This is a genomic window from Pseudomonas sp. 18-147, from assembly GCF_051048045.1.
Taxonomy (GTDB): domain Bacteria; phylum Pseudomonadota; class Gammaproteobacteria; order Pseudomonadales; family Pseudomonadaceae; genus Pseudomonas; species Pseudomonas aeruginosa.
The window spans coordinates 1,009,434-1,029,548 of record NZ_CP182296.1 but is presented as its reverse complement, the minus strand read 5'-3'; the positions used below and the strand labels follow the sequence as shown (position 1 = coordinate 1,029,548).

General features: G+C 66.1%; 14 protein-coding genes. 7 read left to right on the top strand and 7 right to left on the bottom strand.

All coding sequences use genetic code 11. From position 1 onward, the window contains the following. The first annotated feature begins 56 nt into the window (after positions 1–56). Together ACM0M4_RS04875 and ACM0M4_RS04870 are read left to right on the top strand one after the other, a co-directional pair. Entirely contained in the window at positions 57–3,032 is a 2,976-nt protein-coding gene (locus tag ACM0M4_RS04875; protein ID WP_012613605.1) for a non-ribosomal peptide synthetase, read from the top strand. A gap of 72 nt (positions 3,033–3,104) precedes the next feature. Further along, positions 3,105–3,794: an SDR family oxidoreductase gene (locus ACM0M4_RS04870; protein ID WP_003113039.1), complete on the top strand. Its 690-nt coding sequence runs from the start codon at positions 3,105–3,107 to the stop codon at positions 3,792–3,794. Between the two features lie 14 nt (positions 3,795–3,808). Here ACM0M4_RS04870 and ACM0M4_RS04865 read toward each other — a convergent pair whose 3' ends face one another. From ACM0M4_RS04865 to ACM0M4_RS04835, 7 genes are all read right to left on the bottom strand, one after another. Continuing rightward, entirely contained in the window at positions 3,809–4,453 is a 645-nt protein-coding gene (locus ACM0M4_RS04865; protein ID WP_003118222.1) for a response regulator transcription factor, read from the bottom strand. Positions 4,454–5,097: 644 nt separating this feature from the next. Continuing rightward, a complete protein-coding gene (locus tag ACM0M4_RS04860; RefSeq protein WP_031628849.1) occupies positions 5,098–6,243 on the bottom strand; it encodes a fimbrial protein in 1,146 nt (381 codons plus the stop codon). Between the two features lie 99 nt (positions 6,244–6,342). Further along, positions 6,343–9,399, bottom strand: coding sequence for a GLUG motif-containing protein (locus ACM0M4_RS04855; protein ID WP_221345500.1), 3,057 nt, complete (start codon positions 9,397–9,399; stop codon positions 6,343–6,345). Between the two features lie 87 nt (positions 9,400–9,486). After that, positions 9,487–10,227, bottom strand: a complete 741-nt coding sequence (locus tag ACM0M4_RS04850; protein WP_012613602.1) for a fimbrial biogenesis chaperone — start codon at positions 10,225–10,227, stop codon at positions 9,487–9,489. Then, entirely contained in the window at positions 10,224–12,692 is a 2,469-nt protein-coding gene (cupB3, locus tag ACM0M4_RS04845; protein WP_031633076.1) for a fimbrial biogenesis outer membrane usher protein CupB3, read from the bottom strand. The genes ACM0M4_RS04850 and cupB3 overlap by 4 nt, the downstream gene beginning before the upstream one ends. Positions 12,693–13,079: 387 nt before the next feature. After that, a complete protein-coding gene (gene cupB2, locus ACM0M4_RS04840; protein WP_003093375.1) occupies positions 13,080–13,826 on the bottom strand; it encodes a molecular chaperone CupB2 in 747 nt (248 codons plus the stop codon). Between the two features lie 30 nt (positions 13,827–13,856). Beyond that, positions 13,857–14,426 carry a fimbrial protein gene (locus ACM0M4_RS04835; RefSeq protein ID WP_003137599.1) on the bottom strand — a complete coding sequence of 190 codons (570 nt, stop codon included), beginning with the start codon at positions 14,424–14,426 and terminating at the stop codon, positions 13,857–13,859. Between the two features lie 471 nt (positions 14,427–14,897). On the opposite strand from ACM0M4_RS04835, the gene ACM0M4_RS04830 reads away from it, so the two are divergent. From ACM0M4_RS04830 to hpaB, 5 genes are all read left to right on the top strand, one after another. Then, the gene (locus ACM0M4_RS04830; protein WP_003113031.1) at positions 14,898–15,722 is read left to right on the top strand and encodes a molybdenum cofactor biosynthesis F family protein; all 825 of its coding nucleotides are present in this window, start codon (positions 14,898–14,900) and stop codon (positions 15,720–15,722) included. Between the two features lie 8 nt (positions 15,723–15,730). Further along, positions 15,731–17,116: an aspartate aminotransferase family protein gene (locus tag ACM0M4_RS04825; RefSeq protein ID WP_029610141.1), complete on the top strand. Its 1,386-nt coding sequence runs from the start codon at positions 15,731–15,733 to the stop codon at positions 17,114–17,116. Next, positions 17,113–17,874, top strand: coding sequence for an SDR family oxidoreductase (locus tag ACM0M4_RS04820; protein WP_003104535.1), 762 nt, complete (start codon positions 17,113–17,115; stop codon positions 17,872–17,874). Before ACM0M4_RS04825 ends, ACM0M4_RS04820 begins: the two co-directional genes overlap by 4 nt. Before the next feature lie 212 nt (positions 17,875–18,086). Further along, the gene (locus ACM0M4_RS04815) at positions 18,087–18,377 is read left to right on the top strand and encodes a DUF2218 domain-containing protein (RefSeq protein WP_034045625.1); all 291 of its coding nucleotides are present in this window, start codon (positions 18,087–18,089) and stop codon (positions 18,375–18,377) included. A gap of 165 nt (positions 18,378–18,542) precedes the next feature. Then, complete coding sequence (gene hpaB, locus ACM0M4_RS04810) at positions 18,543–20,105, top strand: 4-hydroxyphenylacetate 3-monooxygenase, oxygenase component (RefSeq protein ID WP_034086133.1); 1,563 nt, start codon at positions 18,543–18,545, stop codon at positions 20,103–20,105. Positions 20,106–20,115 lie beyond the last annotated feature (10 nt).

Genomic DNA, 20,115 nt, shown 5'->3' with positions numbered 1-20,115 from the left:
TACGCTGAAAAACCACGGATAACGTCTTTTCCACCGGCAAGACAGGAGTCTCAGCCATGTCGAAAGATTCTGTTCTTGGCTTATTCAGGCAACACGCAGATACCCATCCCGAACGCCCCGCCCTCGTCGATCGCGAGCGCTCGTTCAGCTACCGCGAACTCGACCGGCTCAGCGACCGGCTGGCCGCCCACCTGGCCAGGCGCGGCGTCGCCCAGGGCGAGCTGCTGCCCCTGCTGGCCGAACGCTCGGCCGAACTGGTCATCGCCATCCTGGCGGCCGCCAAGTGCGCAGCGGCCTACGTACCGGTGGACCGTCGACAACCCGACAGGCGCAAGCGGGAAATCCTCCGCCAGTGCCAGGCCCCCTTGGCCCTCGCCACCCAGGCCGAGGACCTGCCGGGGCAACCGGTGGAGGTCATCGCACAGGCGCTCGCGACGAGTGCGGCGGGTGCCGCGCCGAGACCGGCGCTCGACGGCAGCGAAGCGCTGTATGTGATCTTCACCTCGGGCACCACCGGCGAACCCAAGGGCGTGGTGATCGAGAGTCGCTCCCTGGCCAACCTCGTGAGCTGGCACAACCGGCGCTTCAATATGGATCAACGGAGCCGCACCACCCTGATGGCCGGCGTCGGCTTCGACGTTTCCCAATGGGAAATCTGGTCCACCCTGTGCGCAGGCGCCTGCCTCCACCTGGTGCCCGACGAGGTGCGCCCAGACCCGGCGGCGCTGCTGGCATTCTTCGCCGAGCAGCGGATCAGCCACGCCTTCGCGCCTACCGTGATGGTGCCCGCGCTGGCGGAGCAGCCCGCCCCGCCGTCGCTGGCGCTGCGCTACCTGTTCTGCGCCGGGGAAAAACTGCCGCCGGTCGCAACCGGCGGGCTGCCCTATACCGTGGTGGATTACTACGGCCCGACCGAGGCCACGGTCTTCGCCACCTGCCGCATCGTCGACGCCGAAGCACATCGGCGACCCGCCTCGATCGGCACGCCCATCGACGGCTGCGAGGCATTCATCCTCGACGCCGACGACCGGCCTTGCCATGGCGACCGACCCGGTGAACTGAACCTGGCGGGCGTCTGCCTGGCGCGCGAATACCTGCGCGACCCGGACATGACCGCCAGGCGCTTCCACTACTCGCAGGCACTGCGGCGTCGGCTCTACCGCACCGGCGACAAGGCCCGCTGGTTGGCCGATGGCAGCCTGCAGTTCCTCGGTCGGCTGGACGACCAGGTGAAGATCCGCGGCCACCGCGTCGAACTCGGCGACGTCGAGGCCGCGCTGTTGCGCCAGCCGGCTATCCACGGCGCGGTGGTGCTGGCGCATGCCGACCCACGCTCCGGTAGCCAGCAATTGAGCGCCTTCGTGGTCCCCCGCCAGCAGGACGGCGATGCCAGGGCCGTGCTCGCCGCCATCAAGACCGCACTGCGCCAGGAACTGCCCGACTACATGCTGCCCAGCCGCTACCTGTCGCTGGACAGCCTGCCGACCACGGTCAACGGCAAGATCGACCGCCAGGCCCTGCGTCGACACCTGGACGAACAATGCCAGGAACGACTCGACGAGCAACGCTTCGGCACCCCCGGCGAACTGCAAGTGGCCCTGTCCTGGCAGGAAGTGCTGGGGCATACCGACTTCGGCCTGGACGACAGCTTCTTCGAGGTCGGCGGCCATTCCCTGCTGGCCGCCGCCCTGGTGCGCGAATTGAGCCGACGCTTCGGCAACCGTGCCTACATCCACGACATCTACCGCACCCCGAGCGTGCGCCAACTGGCGGCCAGCCTGGCGCGGCGCGCCGGCGAAGCGCCGCCGGCGCTGGACAGCGAACCGGCCCAGGAGCTGCAACGGGACGTGCGCCTGCCCGCCGACGTGGATTTCAGCCGCCCCATGGACACCGCCCAATTGCTGGCGCCACGGCACATCCTGCTCACCGGCGCCAGCGGGCTGATGGGCGCCCACCTGCTCGCCGAGCTGCTGGCCAGCCGCGAGGCCGACCTGCATTGTCCGGTCCGTGCGCAAAACGACGCCCATGCCCTCGAACGCCTGCGCCAGGCCGCCCGGCAGCACCGCATCGAACTCGCCGAGACGGACTGGCGACGGGTCAGGGCCTACGCCGCCGACCTCGCAGAACCAGGTTTCGGACTACCGGCGGAAACCTATCGCGAGCTGGCCGGCAGCGTCGACCAGGTCTTCCATTCCGCCAGCGCGGTGAACTTCATCCAGCCATACAGCTACATGAAGCGCGACAACGTCGAGGGGCTCGGCCAGGTCCTGCGCTTCTGCGCCAGCGGCCGCTGCAAGCCGCTGATGCTGCTGTCGAGCATCTCGGTGTACAGCTGGGGCCACCTGCATACCGGCAAGCGCCTGATGCGCGAGGACGACGACATCGACCAGAACCTGCCGGCGGTGGTCACCGACATGGGCTACGTGCGCAGCAAATGGGTGATGGAAAAGATCGCCGACCTCGCCGCCGAACGCGGCCTGCCGCTGATGACCTTCCGCCTCGGCTACGCCACCTGCCACAGCCGTACCGGCGCCTACGCCGACTACCAGTGGTGGAGCCGGCTGGCGCGGACCTGCCTGGAGTACCGGGCCGTGCCGCTCCTGCGCGAGCTGCGCGAGGGCCTGACCACGGTGGACTACATGGTAGAGGCGATCAGCGTCATCGCCCGCCAGCCTTCGGCGCTGGGCAAGAAATTCAACCTGGTGCCGAGCATTCCGCGCTGCCTGACCCTGGACGAGTTCTTCGGCCGTCTCGGGCGACGCGCCGGGCGTCCCCTTCGGCAGATGCCGTTCGACGACTGGGTAAGTCTCTGGGAAGACAATCGCGACGCCCCGCTCTATCCCCTGCTGAGCATGTTCCGCGACAACATGTACGCCGGCCGCAGCACCGTCGAGTTGTACCAGGACACCTATCTCTGGGACTGCACCAACGTCGAGGAACACCTGCGCGGGAGCGCCGTGCGCGAGCCGGAGTTCGACGACCGCCTGCTCGACCTGTACCTCGCCGGCCTGGGCGGCAGCGCCATGCGGTAACGAGGTCGCCGCGGCGGTTACGCAGCGGGACGCGCTTGGGTATCCTGTCCGCTTTATCGCCCGGAGAACCTCATGCACAACGTTCTGATCGTCGGCGCCTCGCGCGGCATCGGCCTGGGACTGGCGGATGCCTTCCTGCAACGCGGCGCACAGGTATTCGCCGTCGCCCGGCGTCCGCAAGGCTCTCCCGGGCTACAGGCACTGGCGGAGCGGGCCGGGGAGCGCTTGCAAGCGGTGACCGGCGACCTCAACCAACACGATTGCGCCGAACGCATTGGCGAGATGCTGGGCGAGCGGCGGATCGATCGCCTGATCGTCAACGCCGGCATCTACGGCCCGCAGCAACAGGATGTGGCGGAAATCGACGCCGAGCAGACCGCCCAGCTATTCCTGACCAACGCCATCGCGCCGCTGCGCCTGGCCAGGGCACTGTCCGGACGGGTTAGCCGGGGTGGCGTGGTGGCGTTCATGAGTTCGCAGATGGCCAGCCTGGCGCTGGGCCTGTCGGCCACGATGCCGCTCTACGGCGCCAGCAAGGCGGCGCTGAACAGCCTGGTACGCAGTTGGGAGGGCGAGTTCGAGGAGTTGCCGTTCAGCCTGTTGCTCCTGCATCCCGGCTGGGTGCGTACCGAAATGGGCGGCGACAGCGCGCCGCTGAGCGTCGAGGAAAGCGCCGCCGGACTGGTCGCGGCGGTGGAGGATGCCGCGGGCGTGAATGCCTGTCGCTTCGTCGATTATCGGAACCAGCCGCTGCCCTGGTGAAGCGGGCCGATCCGTCAGGGCATCCGGCAATAGCCCTCGGCCGCATACCTGATGAGGTCGGCATCGCGCTTGATGCCGAGCTTCTTCATGGCACTGACCTTCTGCGTACTGATGGTCTGCACGCTGCGATGCGAGCGCTCGGCGATTTCGGTGATGGTCAGTCCGGAGCCGAACAGACGGACGATTTCCGCCTCCCGGGGCGTCAGCCGTTCGTTGTGCGAGGAAAGCACCTGGTTGACGAAGATGTCCCTGATCGACGGCGAGAAATACTGGTTTCGCGAATAGGCCGCGCTCACCGCCGCCAGCAGGTGACTGGTCGAGTCGGACTTGCTGAGGATGCAATTGATACCCTGCTTGAGAATGGCCCGGATAAGGCCCGGATTGTTCAGCATGGTAAAGACAACCAATTGCAGATGCGGATAACGTCGCCGCAGCAATGACAACAATGCCAGTCCATCGCCATATTTCCCGCCCGGCATCGTATAGTCGACGATAACGACATCGCAGTCGCCTTCGTTGAGCCGACCGATCAACTCGGTAGAATTGGAAACTTGACCGAGCATCTCCAAAGAACCGCACTGACTCAGTTCGTAGGAAATACCCAGCGAAATGGCGGGATGATCATCCGCAACCATTACGCGAATGCGATGTAGGGACATCCTTGCGTCTCCTTAAGCGGTACACGGCAGGCGAAAGCGTTACCAGGAAACCTGTGGTCTCGGTCATGCCTGCCGCAGGCAGGCGGCCGCCGCTCGGCCGGCAAGGAGGAAAGCGCGGTCCGGAATCCGCCGACGCCACTGCCCCGGTTCAAAGTGAACATGTGTATTTTCTAGTGAAACCGACGATATTTAATATAGTAAAACTACTATTTTTTCGCCTCGCAAACTAACAACAAAGACACTTGAAACAGTCCCCGAAAAACGTATACGTAGACACTTATGAAAAACGATGAAATACGAAACGGACAAGCCAGAGCAGCAAAAAATTTGAAAAAAGAGTTCCGTGACAAGCTGAAACTATCGCCTGGAAAATAGCGTTCTTTTATTTGCGCGAAATCCTACCGAGGAAACTTGCATATCCCTCAGAAAGCCTTCGCCCATACGCAATATCGGTATTCCGCGTGCGGGAATGGCATGTGCGCACGAGACCCAGGACGAGCAGCGGAGCGATATGCAGAGCGCCTTCGGCGATCTGCAACCACTGGAGGTGAGGGGCCGAGCCTTCGCGAGGGCTGGCGCGAAAGCGGCCGACGGCGCTTCCCGAGGCGGGGCGGGAAACGCCGGGGAAAGAACGGCGGCGCCGCTCAGGGGAAGGTAAACGTGAACTCGGCGGCGCCGTCGGCGACCCCGGCCTTCAATTCGCCCTCCGCGCCGATACGGATGTAGGCGGCACTCAGCGGGAGGTCGGCGCTGTCGCCGACACGCCGCATCGGGTAGGGCGTGCCGTCGAAACGTATCCGCTGCTGGTCCAGGCCGTTCTTCACGACGATGCCGAACCCCGCCGCGCCGCCGCTCTTCAAGCTGAGGATCGTCGGGTCCGCTTGCTGCGCCGAGACATACTTGTCGCGGAAAGCGATTTCCGGCTTGGCCAGCGCCGCACACTCGCTGAGAGAGATATCGAAGGAGCGCTCCGTGGAGGTGTCGTTGACCCGCGGGAAATTCTTCAACGCGACGCTACCCAGTTTGACGTTGATTTCCCGTCCCACCTCGACCTTGCATTTCTTCGGGATCGGCGGCGGCGGGGGACCGCCGCCGATAGCGATGGAGGCCGGGCCGATCAGCGAATAGGGCTTTCGGCAAACCCCGGTGGGGTAGTTGTCCGCAGGCACCGCCAGGACGCTGCCGATGGACGCTTCGCCCTTCAGCCTGTCCACCGCCCAGAGATTCAGGGTGGCGCTGCCGGATACGCTGGTTACCTTCAGGTCGCCGGCAGGCAACTCGCCGGGGTCGACCGTCAGGACCAGTTCCTGTAGGTAGTCGCTGGTCGTGCTTCCGGAAAAGCTCGTGACTCGCTTGTCCAGCGCATGGGGCTGGTTGTCGACCGGAATCACCCGCTTGACGCCGTCCTGGGCATCCACCAAGATCCGATAGCCGATGCCTTTGACGTCGGACGCCACCGTGCCGTAGGGCCCCGGATAGCCCACCCCGGACCAGTTCCCCCCGAGGACCAGCTCATGCGCCTCCTGGGAAGCCTGGGGCTTGTAGCTCAGGAACAGGCTCACCGGCCTGGCGAACAGCACCGTGCCTTTCGCCGTGCCGCTGGTCAGCTCGTTCACCACACGCCAGGGCATGCCCTGGCCATTGCCGAACGAGCAGTTCAGGGCGATGTCGTTCAGGGCCCAGGCCTGGCCGCCGGTCAGGCAGCAGAGACCGAGAACGAGCGCCTGCCGAGCCTGCGCGCCAGGCCGGCGGCGCAGGGAAACGCGGCCAGGAAATAACCTCATGCTCATGGAACTCTCCAAGATTGCGCCTGCGGAAGAGGGCCGCACTCCAGGCGAAAGCGGCCCCGGCCGGCAGGGGAGGTCCGCCTGGGACCTCCCCTGCCGGCCTTACCAGATGTTGCCGTAGTCGATACCGGCAGGCGGCAGGAGCGCCGCCTCGCCGATCACGTAGTTGCCGCCCAGGACCCCACGGTTCTCGCCGACCTGCGCACCGTAGATCTGGCCGTAATGGGACTGAGGCTTGAAGTCGATCTTGCCGCTAACGCCGGAGTACTTGATCGATCCCAGGTTGACGCCGGCCAGCCCGCCCATGGAGACGTAGTAGTCGCCACTGACGGTGCCTTCCGACATGGACGAAACGATGCGTCCCTGGATCTGGTTCTCGCCGACCAGGCCGCCGATGCGGCTGCGCCCGCCGCCGCTGACGGTACTGCTGCTGCGCGCCGACAGGATCGAACCGGCATTGCTGCCGACCAGGCCGCCAACCGACGCACTCGCAGCGGCGCTGACCCTGCCGCTGGCATCCACGTTGAACAGTTCGCCGCCGTTGTGGCCGACGAGCCCGCCCACCAGGCTGTTGAAGCCGCCGCTCACGTCGCCGCGCGAGATCGCATGGGCGACGGAACCGCCGAGGTTGTGTCCAATCAGCCCGCCGACGCGACTGTTGCTGCCGCCGCTGACCTTGCCCGTCGCCTCGGCGGTCTCGATGGCACCCTGGCTGTTGTTGCCGACCAGCCCGCCCAGATCCGCGCCCCCCTGGTCCATGACGCTGCCGCTGGCTTTCAGGTTTCCGAGCATGCCGTTGCCTTCTGCCTTGCCGATCAACCCTCCGGTCGCCAGGCCGCCCTTGCTGTACACCGACCCGCTCGCCTGCGAGCGGAATATCTCGCCGCCGGAACTCAGGCCGACCAGCCCGCCGGTATACCCCGCGCCGCCGGCCTCCACCTGGCCGCTGGCGCTACTATCGGAGACGTGGCCGAACATGTTGTAGCCGACCAGGCCGCCGACGTTCAGGCCGGGCCGGTAGGTCTCGACCTTCCCCTGGCTGCCGGACGCCCTGATCGTGGCCTTCGCATTCAGTCCGACCAGGCCGCCGACGCCGCCCAGGCTGTTGCGCTCGGTGGACTGTGCAGCCACATGGACGTTGCTGTGGGCGTTCTCGATGACCGCCTCCGGCCCCCAGGCGGTGGTGAAGTTCTCCCCCACCAGACCGCCGACCGCCGTGCTCGCCGCATAACCGGTGACGCCGCCGCTGACGGATGCGTTCGCGATCTGCCCGCTGATATTGCGCCCGACCAGGCCGCCCAGTGCGTTGGAGCGCAGTCGGCTGCCGACGACCGAGACCCCGCTGGCGCTGACGTTGGCGATGCGGCCGCTGTTGATCCCGACCAGGGCGCCGAGCGAAGACGGTCCGGAGCCGTAGGTGTTATCGGATACCCGCAGGTTGTTCAGCTTCAGGTTGCTCAGTGTGCCCGAGGAGCGGGCGAACAGCCCGACATTCGGCCCGGTGTTGCTGATCGAGAGATTGCCGATGCTGTTGCCGAGACCGTCCAGGGTGCCGCTGAAGACGCCGGCGGGCCCGCCGATGGATTGCAGCGCCGTGCAGTAATAGCTGCCGCCCAGGATATTGCCGCCGAGCACGTACAGGCCGTCCAGGTTCTTGTTGATCGCCTGCAACTGCGCCAGGTTCTGCACCACCGTGTAGTAATAGCCACCGGAGACGTAGGTCGCGTTGGCCCCGGCCAGGGAGACCGACGCCGTGCCGTTCACCCGGTGGCCTTCGCCGGCATCCATGGCCAGCGCGCTGCCAGCCCCGCCGAGAACGATCTTGTCATTGATATCGATAGCGCCTTCGGCCTTCAGCTCCAGCCCAGCCTTGGCGCCACTGGCATTCAGCCTGCCATTCAGCGTCAGGTCGGCCGCGGAGCCCAGCCCCAGCCGGTTGCCCGATGCCCAGCTCACCGAGCCGTCGAGGTCCAGGTCGCCCTTGGTCGAAACCAGTTCGATATTGGTGCTCGCCAGGTTCCGCGACAGGGTGTCGGCATGAACGGTGACGCCATCCGACACCGCCGACGGGCGCACGTCGATCTTGTCGGCGGCAATCTTCCAGGTGCCGTTGAGGCCATTGCTGGCGAGCGTGTTCACCTGGGTGCCCAGGGCCACTTCCACCGCCTGCCTCCGGACCTCGACCGTGCCGCCGTGCCCCGGACCTTTCAGCGCATTGGCGGACAAGGCGCCTCCCACCATGACCTTGCCGTCCGGGCCGCCATCGAGCACGATCCGCCCGTTCTTGCCGCGCAGCGAACGGGCCTCGATGGCACCCTGGGAGTTCACCACCGTGTTGAGCAGCGCATTGGCGGTCCTGGCCGCCATCAGGACTCGCCCCCCGTCGGCCTTGAGCAGGCCGCCGTTGCTTGCCAGCGCATTGGCGACCCCGGCGTCGACGCGGATGTCGAGCAGCTTGTTGCCGTCGAAATTCAGCGTCAGGTCGCTGCCCGCGCCGAGCCCGACACCGCCCATCTGCGCCAGGACCGTCCCGCGGTTGTCGACCTGCGCGCCCAGCAGGGCGATGCTGCCGCCTTCCGCCGCGGTGATGGCGCCCCCGTGGTTGAGGACACCGTTGGTAGAGGGACCCGTGAAACGGTATCTGGAGGAGTTGCCGTTGAACTCGGCATCCGTGATGTCCAGCGTGGAAGCCACCAGGCCGCCGACATTGACCTGGGCGCCGCGACCGAAGAGCACGCCGTTGGGGTTGACCAGGAAGACCTGGCCGTTGGCATCGATCCGACCCTGGATATCGCTGGCCTTGGTGCCGATCACCCGATTCAGGGCGATCGAGCTACTGCTCGGCTGGTTGAAGATCACCCGCTCGCCGGCGGCAACGCTGAAGGAATCCCAGTTGGCGATGAGCTTGTCGACCTTCTGGTTGACCGACAGGCTGTTGCCGCCCGACAGGTGTATCTCCCCGTTCGCGCTCCCGCCGACCACCGTTCCCCCGCTTGGCAGCGCATAGGCCGGAGCCAGGGCCGTGGCGCCCAGCAGGGCCAGGGCGGAGGCGATCGCCACCTTGGCGCCGGCGGGCTTGCCGCGCCTGCGACTGCCTTCGCTGACGACGTTCCAGCAGCCCTGGGATACGTTCCAGACCAGTGCATAGCATTTGTTCATGTGCTTCCTTCCTCCAGTGAAACCCCGCGACCTATTCGCAGGGCCGTGCTACGGCAGGAGCCCAACTCCCCGGGCCCTGCCGAACTCCTACGGGTATCTCTCTGCCGGCGCGTCGCCGCGCTCGATCTGGCCGTCATCCCCCACCGCATCGAAATGGACCCGCGCCGCCTCGCCGGGCACGGCCGGCAGACTCAACGGGGTAAGGGCGAAAGGCGGCAGGGTGACGCTGCCGAGGGACATGGCGAGGTCGCCCTCGCCCAGCTCCAGGCGCACCAGGGAAACGTGATAGGGACTGCGGTTGTCCGCCTCCAGCAGCGCCCGCTGCCCCGGCCGTACCGCCGGACGCAGACGCCAGACGACCTGGCGCGCGGCGGCTCGCGGATCGCCGGCCAGACCCTGCGGACGGAACAGGAGCTTCATCCGCAGGCGGTAGCTCACCAGCAGCAGGTTGCCGCTGCCGTCCTCCCGCCCCGGCACCTCCAGCAGGTTGACCCAGAACAGCGATTCCCGGTCGTCCGGCAGCGGCTCGCCGGTATGGCGAAGCTGGAGCGCCTGGGTCTCCTGCGGGTCCATACGCAACAGCGGCGGCGACAGGATGAACGGCACCGTGACAGCGCTCGGGTCCGCCGTCTCGTCGCCGCGATCGAGCCAGGCCTGGACCAGGGCCGGGCGCGTCCCGACGTTACCGACGCGGATCGTCAGCGCGGAAACGCCCGCCGGATAGATGAAACGGGTCCCGATCACGGACAGCGAGGCGGAGGCATCGGCCACCAGCGCCACCAGCAGGACCCAGGCCGTGCCGCATCGTCCCAGGCCGACGCCGGTCACAGCGTGCGCTCCCGGTCGGCGGCCGACGCCGGGCGACATGCCAGTTGCAGGACGGGAGGCGTCGTCTCGCGCGGGCCCAGCGCATAGTCGACCAGGCACTGCTGCTGCGGCTCGTTGCCCCAGCGCACCCGAACCGAGCCGCGATCCTGCTCGACCCGCAGCACCAGGCGGCTGCCCTGGCCGACGGCGCCCACCGACTGCCCGCTGTGGGCATCGAGCACTTCCGCGGCGAACGGCAGGGGCTCGCCGCTGGGCATCCGGCTATCCACCAGCAAGGGCCTTGCCACCCGCGTCGGATAGTCGAGGCGCACCACCGCTCCGGCGGTGGGCGCCACGTTGCGCGAACTGGACCTCAGTTCGATCTCGTCGGCCATGCCGTTGGGGTCGAGGTCGACGCTGTTCAACTGGTAGGGCAGCAGGTTGGGAATCACCGCATAGCCGTGGCGGTCGATCCGGCTTCCCGAGTAGCCGGCAGCCGCGCCCCTGGCGTTTGGCGCGTGGACCAGGCCGATCGTCTCGCCCAAGGTTTGTGCCGCGGTGATCCCGCCGCTGTGCGCGACCAGGCCCCCCGCGGCCTTGACCGACAACTGCCGATAGCCCGGTCCCTGCGAGAGGCTGGAGCCGAGTTCGACCTGCGGCAGTCGATAGTCGAGGCTGGCGCTCTTCGAGGTCTGCCGGCTGTCGCGGTCATGGGAGGCCGACAGCGAGTAGGAGGCCTCGCCACGCTTGCCCAGCATGCCGGAAACCCCGCTGGTGAGCTGGGTTCCGCTGTTGCTGTCGCGGGTCAGGTAGCTGCTCAGGGTCGGCGACCCGCGTCCCGCGCCGCCCAGCGGAATGGACAGGTTCAGGCTGAACAGCGTGCTGGTCTCGCCGCGCCTGTCACCGCTGGAAAAGCCTTCGTAGTGGCTGCGCAGGCGTTGCGCGGAAATGGAGTAACTGACGTCGCGCCACTGGTTGCTGTAGCCGACGGAGAAGTTGACCGCCCGCCCGCCGCCGCTCCAGTAGCGCTGCGAGGAGCCGTTCAGGTACAGGTTGCCGCCGTTGCCCAGTTGCTGGCTGATGTTGGCGTCGAGACGGTTGCGCAAGCGCGAGAACGACTCCAGCGGCTCGCCTCGCTCTACCCGGTCCTGCATGAAGGCCGCGTCGCGCAGGCCGAGATAGCCACCGGTGGAGTAACGATAGGCGAGCAGCGAAAAGTTGGTGCCGGTGTTCGGCAGGTTCTTGCTGTAGGCGAGACGGTAGCTGGAGCCGCTAAGGCGGTCGTCGCCGGGAACCTCGGTACGCGCCAGCGTCACGTCACCGGAGAATCCGCCCACCGGCGTGTTCAGCGCCGCGCCCATCAACCCGGACATGTAGCTGCCGGTGAAGGCCCCGCCCGCGTATGCGGTGACGTCGTTGCCCAGGCCGCGCTGGTAGACGCCCTGCAGCATGTTCGGCCGACGCTCCAGGCTGGGATCGTTGAGCCGCCCGGCCGTCAGGCTGTAGCGCGTGGTTCCGGGGCGCAGCAGTTGCACGGTGGTGGCGAACGGCACGATGAAACTGCGGACTTCCCCGCTGGCTTCGGTCACCCGCACTTCCAGGTCCCCGCCATAGCTGGCGGTCTGCAGTTCGTCGAGAGCGAACGCCCCGGGTGCCACCGTGGTTTCGTAGATGAGGTAGCCGCGCTGGTAGACCGATACCCGCGCATTGGTACTGGCGGTCCCACGGACCACCGGAGCGTAGTAGCGCAGCGAATCCGGCAGCATCCGGTCATCGCTGGAAAGCTGCACTCCACGGAAGGACACCGCATCGAAGAACTCGCTGCTGGTGGAGTTTTCTCCCAGCAATAACTGCGCACGCCAGGCCGGCAGGTCGGTCTGCACATAGGTTGCGCTACGCTGGTAATGGCTGCCCATGCGGCGCGACCAGGTGGCCGTGCCGTTGTGGCGCAGGCGCGCCCGCCCGAAATTGAAGCCGGCGTTCATCCCGGCATAGCCGCTGGTGGCGCTCCTGCCGTGGTTTTCCCTGACGTGGAGATTGCTGTTGTAGTTGAGCAAGGCGGCGGAAATGCCGCTGTCCCAGCTCGCCGGATCGACATAGGTCTTCGAAGAATCCAGGCTCAGGTAATAGCTGGGCACCGAGACATAGACCGACTGCTCGGCGATATCGAGCTTGACCCGGGCCCCCGGCACATAGCGCTCGAGCGGGTCGCAGTGCAAACCTTCGGGCAGAGGATCGCGAGCCGAGGAACGGTCCTGGCCACGCGCGCTCTTCTCCAGGTCGATGCCCGCCCGCTCCAGCAGGCCCCGGTCGTAGCAGAAGACCGCGCTTTCCCGCCCCGGCTGGCGGCGCAGCTCGACTTCCTCGACGCCACGCCACCGGCTGTTGAGCAGCAGGTCGAGGCGATAGCGGCCTGGCTCGATGACGTCGCCGCGCTCGAAACGCGACGTATCGATCGAGCGTCCGCCCGGCCCCAGGGCCAGCATCTGCGCGTCGAAGACGATCCGCCGCGACGGTGCGTCCAACCCACCGGCCGGTGACGCAACGGCCGCCGCGGGCGCCTGCGGCTGTTTCGCCGGTGCTCCCGCCCTGGCCTCCTTCGCTTTCGCCCCGGCTCCGCCGGCGGCGCCGACGGAGGACCAGGACTGGCAGGAGGACAGCGAAGGAAACAGTGCCAGCAGACAGGCGAATCGCAGGGAACGAACGGCGATCCCTCCCTGTATCGCCATTCGCAACAGGGCGACCTGCCCACCGTAAGCGGGAGCGGACAAGCACCTATGAAGAGAAACTTTGGGCATATGTAATCCCTGCAGCGATTTTAAAATCGCCACTCATATGTCGGGCCGTAAGTAAAAAGCGGGGAAACGGAGGGGTTATTTGCCGAGTGCCCTATCGAGGGTATTGCGGCCACCGTAATCGTTGATGACTTCGTATCTGACGGAAGCGGCTTCCATGTTCTTCGGATTTCCCTGCCAGTCGAACTCCTTCGTCGAGAATGGCGCGACCATTCCCTTTCCCACGGACATGACACGGCCATCGACAATCAATTCGACGCTGGCGAACGAAACGTAGTAAGGCGTCGGATTATTTACCTGTACTACGGTCTTTTTTCCTGCTCCCCCTGACTCCAGAAACTTCCATTGAAGTTTCCCGGCAGCCGAATCGACACTCTTCAACTGGCTGGGTCGAAAGAAGAGTTTGAAGCGCGAACGAAAGGAAAACTGCAATGCATTGTTTTCGTCTTCGTCCCTGGGCGGAACTTCCAGGATATTCAGCCAGAACAGCGATTCGCGATCCGTCGGCAACGGGGCCTTCAGGTAGGCGATGCGCAATACGGCGCCGCCATTGGGGTCCACTCGCGTCACGGCCGGCGTGACACTGAAGGGAACCTGCAGTTCCTCGGGGGGAACGTCCTGCCGGCCATCGTCGATCCAGGCTTGCGCCAGCACGGGAGTGCCGGAGGTATTGCTGACCCGCAAGGTGACCTCGCGCTCGCTGGCCGGAAAGACGACGCGAGTGCCCTGTGCGATCAGCCCGGCATGAGCCGTTCCGGCGCACAGGGCGATGGCCACGGCGCTTGCCGCCACGAAAGAATGAAAACGATGCATTAGCGGCGCCATGGCCTCACCTCTTCGTCCGTCGACCGCCGCTTACTCGTACGCCAGGAGGTAGCGGATATGGGACAGGCCGGTACCCGCGATCACGGTCTTCTCGGTGGACACATAGGAGGCCTTGTACTTCAGGGTCGCCGTGTTCTTGTCGATGGTTGCCTTCTGCGGGGCGGCCTCGACCAAGCCCAGCGGGATCTTCGTGGTGTTGGCCGCCGAATTGTTGAAGATCTGGATCTGCACGCCCTTGGCTTTCGACGGCCCCATCAGCATCAGGTTGCCGCTGATACGGTCGACGTTGGTGACCGTATCGAAGGCGATGGAAACCTTCTTGTCATTGGTGCAGCCGGCACCGGAGAGGACCAGATCGAACTCCTGGAAAGTGGAGTTGGTTCCGACGGCGGTGAAATGGGTCGGCGCCACGATACCCAGGTCGACGTTGGTGACGTTGCCCGCACCCGGCGCCTGGCCGTTGATATCGCACGCGACGTCAGTGATGTTGCCCGAGAAGTTGACGATCCCATCGACCGCATGGGCCGCGGGGGACATCAGCGCGAGAAGGGTGCCCGACGCAACGAGGGGCGCAAGAATTGCACGTTTGAACTTGTTCATCTGATTTCCTTTGGAGTTGTGGAACATCCTGGCTGCTCCCTGGAGAGCCGATGCAGTACGAACCGGCCAAGGTAGCCAAGCCTTTGCGCGCAACCGGAACGGCCGCCTAGAGCGCCTCCGACCATTACGCGACAGCCGAAGATTGCGCCCTGATAAACGCAGACCCAAATACTAGAAAGAAAGACAGGATTTAAAAATAATAATCATACGAAAACATATGTAGTCCATTTCCGATAACAGCCAATAAGCACATAAGAATAAATTCAGAAAATGCTTATAGAAGAACAGGAACCCATTAACTAAAAAACCAAAAAAAGAAGAAACGAAAACTCATCTAAGACTTCACCTTCGATAACTTTCCCTTCGCCGCTCCGTGCTATTTCCGTGGCATATCGACCTATCAACCATCCGGTCGATATCGGGATACTCGAAGACAGGCCAGCATGGGTTTCCCACGACGAGGAGAACCCTATGTCCGCCCACTCGCATTCCGGATGGATCACCGTCGGCGCCCTGGCCGACGGCTTCGCCCCGGACAACCACGTCCTTCCCGCCTGCGGCGATCTCGCCGGGCTCGAACGGGTCCTGCACTTCGCCAACGGCTGGGTCATCGAACATGCCTTCGACTCGCAGCGCCTGCGCTGGCGCCTGGCCGACGGCAGTGCCAGCGGCGAGTCGGACTACCGCGCCAGTTCACTGCGGGAAAACCTTTACCTGGTGGATTTCCTCAAGCAGGAAAACGGCCGGCCGGTCTCGGTCAGCCTGGTGCTGGACTTCGACAACCAGGCGTTCACCGCGGTGCTCGGCCATCTGCCCGACCGCGCGGCCTGCGAACAGGGCCTGTTCGCCCGGGCCCTGGCCGGCCGGGAACTGACCGGCGTGGAGGCCGAGTTCCTGCATGGCAGCCTCGACCGCCCGTGGCAGCCCGGCGCCTGCCCGCACGTCCCCAGCGACGAGTTGGTCGGCCTGCGCAACCGCTACGTCTACAGCGCCAGCGAGGCCTACGAACACATCTACCTCAATCCCGCCTTCTACACCTGGCAATGCCTGCGCGGCGCCGAGCGAGGGCTGGCCGATACCGACCGCTGCCACTGCTACCGACTGGCCGAACGCCTGTACCTGTTCGTCTGGCGCGAGAAGATCGTGCCGACCCTCGGCGTGCTGCTGATCGACCTGGAAGCCGGGCGCACCGACGGCAAGATCTTCGGCTACCAGGACGACGACTTCGCCACCCCGGTGAACTTCCCGGTCGGCGCCCTGGCCCAGGTGCTCAACCAGACCCGCCACGACCTGTGAGGACGCCCATGGACACCACCTTCGGCCTCGACCTGGCCCGCGTCGAAACGCTGTTCAAGCGCGAGCTGCGACGCTTCGACGAACTGCATCCGCGCTCCGCCCAGGCCTACCGGGAAAACCGCCGCCACTGGCTATACGGCGCACCGCTGCACTGGATGCAACAGTGGCCGGGCAACTGCCCGCTGCTGGTGAAGGAGGCCCAGGGCGCGCGCGTCACCGACATCGATGGCCAGCAGTACGTCGACTTCGCCCTCGGCGATAGCGGCGCCATGTTCGGCCACGCCCAACCGGCGGTGGCCGACGCCATCGCCCGCCAGGCGTGGCGCGGCTCGACCCTGATGCTGCCGACCGAGGACAGCCTGTGGGTCGGCGCCGAACTGGCGCGGCGCTTCGGCCTGCCCTATTGGCAGGTGACCACCTCGGCCACCGACGCCAACCGTTTCGTCCTGCGCCTGTGCCGGATGCTCAGCGGACGCGACAAGGTGGTGGTGTTCAACTGCAACTACCACGGCAGCGTCGACGAATCGCAGGTGGAATTCGACGCCGCCGGGCGCATGGTTCCGCGCGCGGGCGTTCACCCCAATGGCGTACGCCACGCCACCACCACCCGCCTGGTGGAGTTCAACGACCTCGACGCGCTGGAGGCCGCCCTCGCCCATGGCGACGTCGCCGCGGTGCTCACCGAACCCTTCATGACCAACGTCGGCATGGTCCCGCCGGCCGAAGGCTTCCACGCCGGCCTGCGCGAACTGACCCGCCGCCACGACGTGGCGCTGATCATCGACGAGACCCACACGATCTCCTGCGGTCCCGCCGGCTATAGCGGCGCGCATGGCCTCGAGCCGGACTTCTTCGTCCTCGGCAAATGCATCGCCGGCGGCATTCCCAGCGCCGTCTGGGGATGCAGCCAGGCGCAGGCGGAGCGGATCTGGGCGGTACTGCCGCACTTCCGACCGGGGCAGGCGATCAACCATTTCGGCTTTGGCGGCACCCTGGCCGGCAACGCGCTGCAACTGGCGGCGATGCGCGCGACCTTCGCCGAAGTGATGACGGAGGACGCCTATCGGCACATGTTCCAGCTCGCCGCGCAGCTCGAGGCGGGCGTCCGCGCGACGCTCGAGGAACTGCGCCTGCCCTGGCACGTGACGCGCATCGGCGCGCGCGTCGAGTACCTGTTCATGACCCACGCCCCGCGCAACGGCGGCGAGGCCCACCACGCACGCAACGGCCTGATCGAGGCCTGCCTGCACCTCTACCTGCTCAACCGCGGCGTGCTCTTGACGCCATTCCACAACATGGCGCTGACCTGCCCGGCGACCCGCGCAGAGGACGTCGAACTGCACGACCGCCTGCTCCGCGATTGCCTGGGCGAACTGCTGGAGCGCCCATCGTGAGGCGCTTGGAGAACCGCGTCGCACTGGTCACCGGCGCCGGCCAGGGCATCGGCCGGGCCATCGCCGAATGCTTCGCCGCCGAAGGCGCCAGGGTTCTGCTGGCGACGCGTACCGCCAGCCGCGGCCAGGCCGTCCTGGAGGCGATCCGCCTGGGCGGAGGCACGGCCGAACTGCTGGCCGTCGACCTGAGCGAGCACGACGCCGCGAGACGAGCGGTGAGCGCGACCCTGGAGCGCTTCGGCCAGTTGGACATCCTCCTGCACAACGCCGCTGCCTTTCCCCAGTGCGCCCTCGCGGAACTGGACGAAGGCACCCTGGAACGGACCCTGGCGGTGAACCTGAAAAGCTGCTTCCGGCTGACCCAGGCCGCCCTTCCCGCCCTGCGCCGCAGCGTGGCCGGGCGCGTCCTGGTGACCTCCTCGGTGACCGGCCCGCGCACGGCGATCCCTGGGCTCTCGCACTATGCGGCGAGCAAGGCCGGGGTCAACGGTTTCATCCGCGCCGCCGCGCTGGAGCTGGCCGGCGACGGCATCACCGTCAACGGCGTCGAGCCCGGCCTGGTCGCGACTCCGGCGCTGGGCAGCCTCGGCGACGCCGCCGCGCTGGCCGCGCACATCCCCCTCGGGCGTGTCGGCCAGCCGCTGGACATCGCCCACGCCATGCTCTTCCTCGCCTCCGACGAGGCGAGCTACATCACCGGGCAGACCCTGGTTGTGGATGGCGGCGCGTTGCTGCCGGAAAACGGCGGGCTGGCCTGAAGCCGCTGGCGTTCGCCCTCTCCCTCCAGAGAGAGCGCTTTCCGACGTATCCGGCAAACACTTCCGCCGGCTCCGGTAGGGCGCTCGCCCTGTCCCACGGACAAGGGCCGACCATTTGCCGGGCGATTATCGAAAGCCCCTGCAAAATGGATGAATAAGAATGACTCTCAGCAGGTTAGTATCGGAAATCCCCAACCGAGAGGATTCGCTTCATGTTCCGCTCCACCTCCCATGTCCGTACCGAATCGGCGGCACGCTACGTCAATCGCCTGTGCAAGCACTGGGGCCACAAGTTCGAAGTCGAACTCACACCCGAGCGCGGCTTCATCGACTTCGGCGACTCCAACTGCGAGCTGCTCGCCCACTCCGACCATGTCCTGATGATTCTCAACAGCCCCGACGAGGACAGCCTCGCCCACATGCAGAACGTGGTCGCCGATCACCTGCAACGCATGGCCAACAGCGAAAGCCTGGAGATTGCCTGGCAGCCCGCCGAAAGCTGAACGCGCCGCCACCCGGCCGCCCTTCGCGGCCGGGCGCCGGGCGTCACGCGGGGCCATGGAAAGTGCAATTTATTCCCCGGAAAAGCCATTCAGCTCGCTCCGCCCCCGTCCCATCATCCCCTCCAGGCGCTCTCGCGCAGATAACAACAATGACTGGAGACGATGATGAAACCCGAAGATTTCCGTGCCTCTGCCACCCGTCCGTTCACCGGCGAGGAGTACCTCGCCAGCCTGCGCGACGACCGTGAGATCTACATCTACGGCGACCGCGTCAAGGACGTCACCAGCCACCCCGCCTTCCGCAACGCGGCCGCCTCCATGGCCCGGCTCTACGACGCCCTGCACGATCCGCAGAGCAAGGAAAAGCTCTGCTGGGAGACCGATACCGGCAACGGCGGCTATACCCACAAGTTCTTCCGCTACGCGCGCAGCGCCGACGAACTGCGCCAGCAGCGCGACGCCATCGCCGAGTGGTCGCGGCTGACCTACGGCTGGATGGGCCGCACCCCGGACTACAAGGCCGCCTTCGGCAGCGCCCTCGGCGCCAACCCGGGCTTCTACGGGCGTTTCGAGGACAACGCGAAAACCTGGTACAAGCGCATCCAGGAAGCCTGCCTGTACCTCAACCATGCCATCGTCAACCCGCCGATCGACCGCGACAAGCCGGTGGACCAGGTCAAGGACGTGTTCATCTCGGTGGACGAGGAAATCGACGGCGGCATCGTCGTCAGCGGCGCCAAGGTGGTCGCCACGAATTCCGCGCTGACCCACTACAACTTCGTCGGCCAGGGTTCGGCGCAACTGCTCGGCGACAACACCGACTTCGCCCTGATGTTCATCGCGCCGATGAACACCCCCGGCATGAAGCTGATCTGCCGCCCCTCCTACGAACTGGTGGCGGGTATCGCCGGATCGCCGTTCGACTACCCGCTGTCCAGCCGTTTCGACGAGAACGACGCGATCCTGGTGATGGACAAGGTGTTCATCCCCTGGGAGAACGTACTGATCTACCGCGACTTCGAGCGCTGCAAGCAGTGGTTCCCCCAGGGTGGCTTCGGCCGGCTGTTCCCGATGCAGGGCTGCACCCGTCTGGCGGTCAAGCTCGACTTCATCACCGGCGCCCTCTACAAGGCCCTGCAATGCACCGGCTCCCTGGAGTTCCGCGGCGTGCAGGCGCAGGTCGGCGAAGTGGTGGCCTGGCGCAACCTGTTCTGGTCGCTGACCGACGCCATGTACGGCAACGCCAGCGAATGGCACGGCGGCGCCTTCCTGCCCAGCGCCGAGGCCCTGCAGGCCTACCGCGTGCTGGCGCCGCAGACCTACCCGGAGATCAAGAAGACCATCGAGCAGGTGGTCGCCAGCGGCCTGATCTACCTGCCCTCCGGCGTTCGCGACCTGCACAATCCGCAACTCGACAAGTACCTCTCCACCTATTGCCGCGGCTCCGGCGGCATGGGCCACCGGGAGCGGATCAAGATCCTCAAGCTGCTCTGGGACGCCATCGGCAGTGAGTTCGGCGGCCGCCACGAGCTGTACGAGATCAACTACGCCGGCAGCCAGGACGAGATCCGCATGCAGGCCCTGCGCCAGGCGATCGGCAGCGGGGCGATGAAGGGCATGCTCGGCATGGTCGAGCAGTGCATGGGCGACTACGACGAGAACGGCTGGACCGTGCCGCACCTGCACAACCCGGACGACATCAACGTGCTCGATCGCATCCGCCAATGACGCCCGCGTC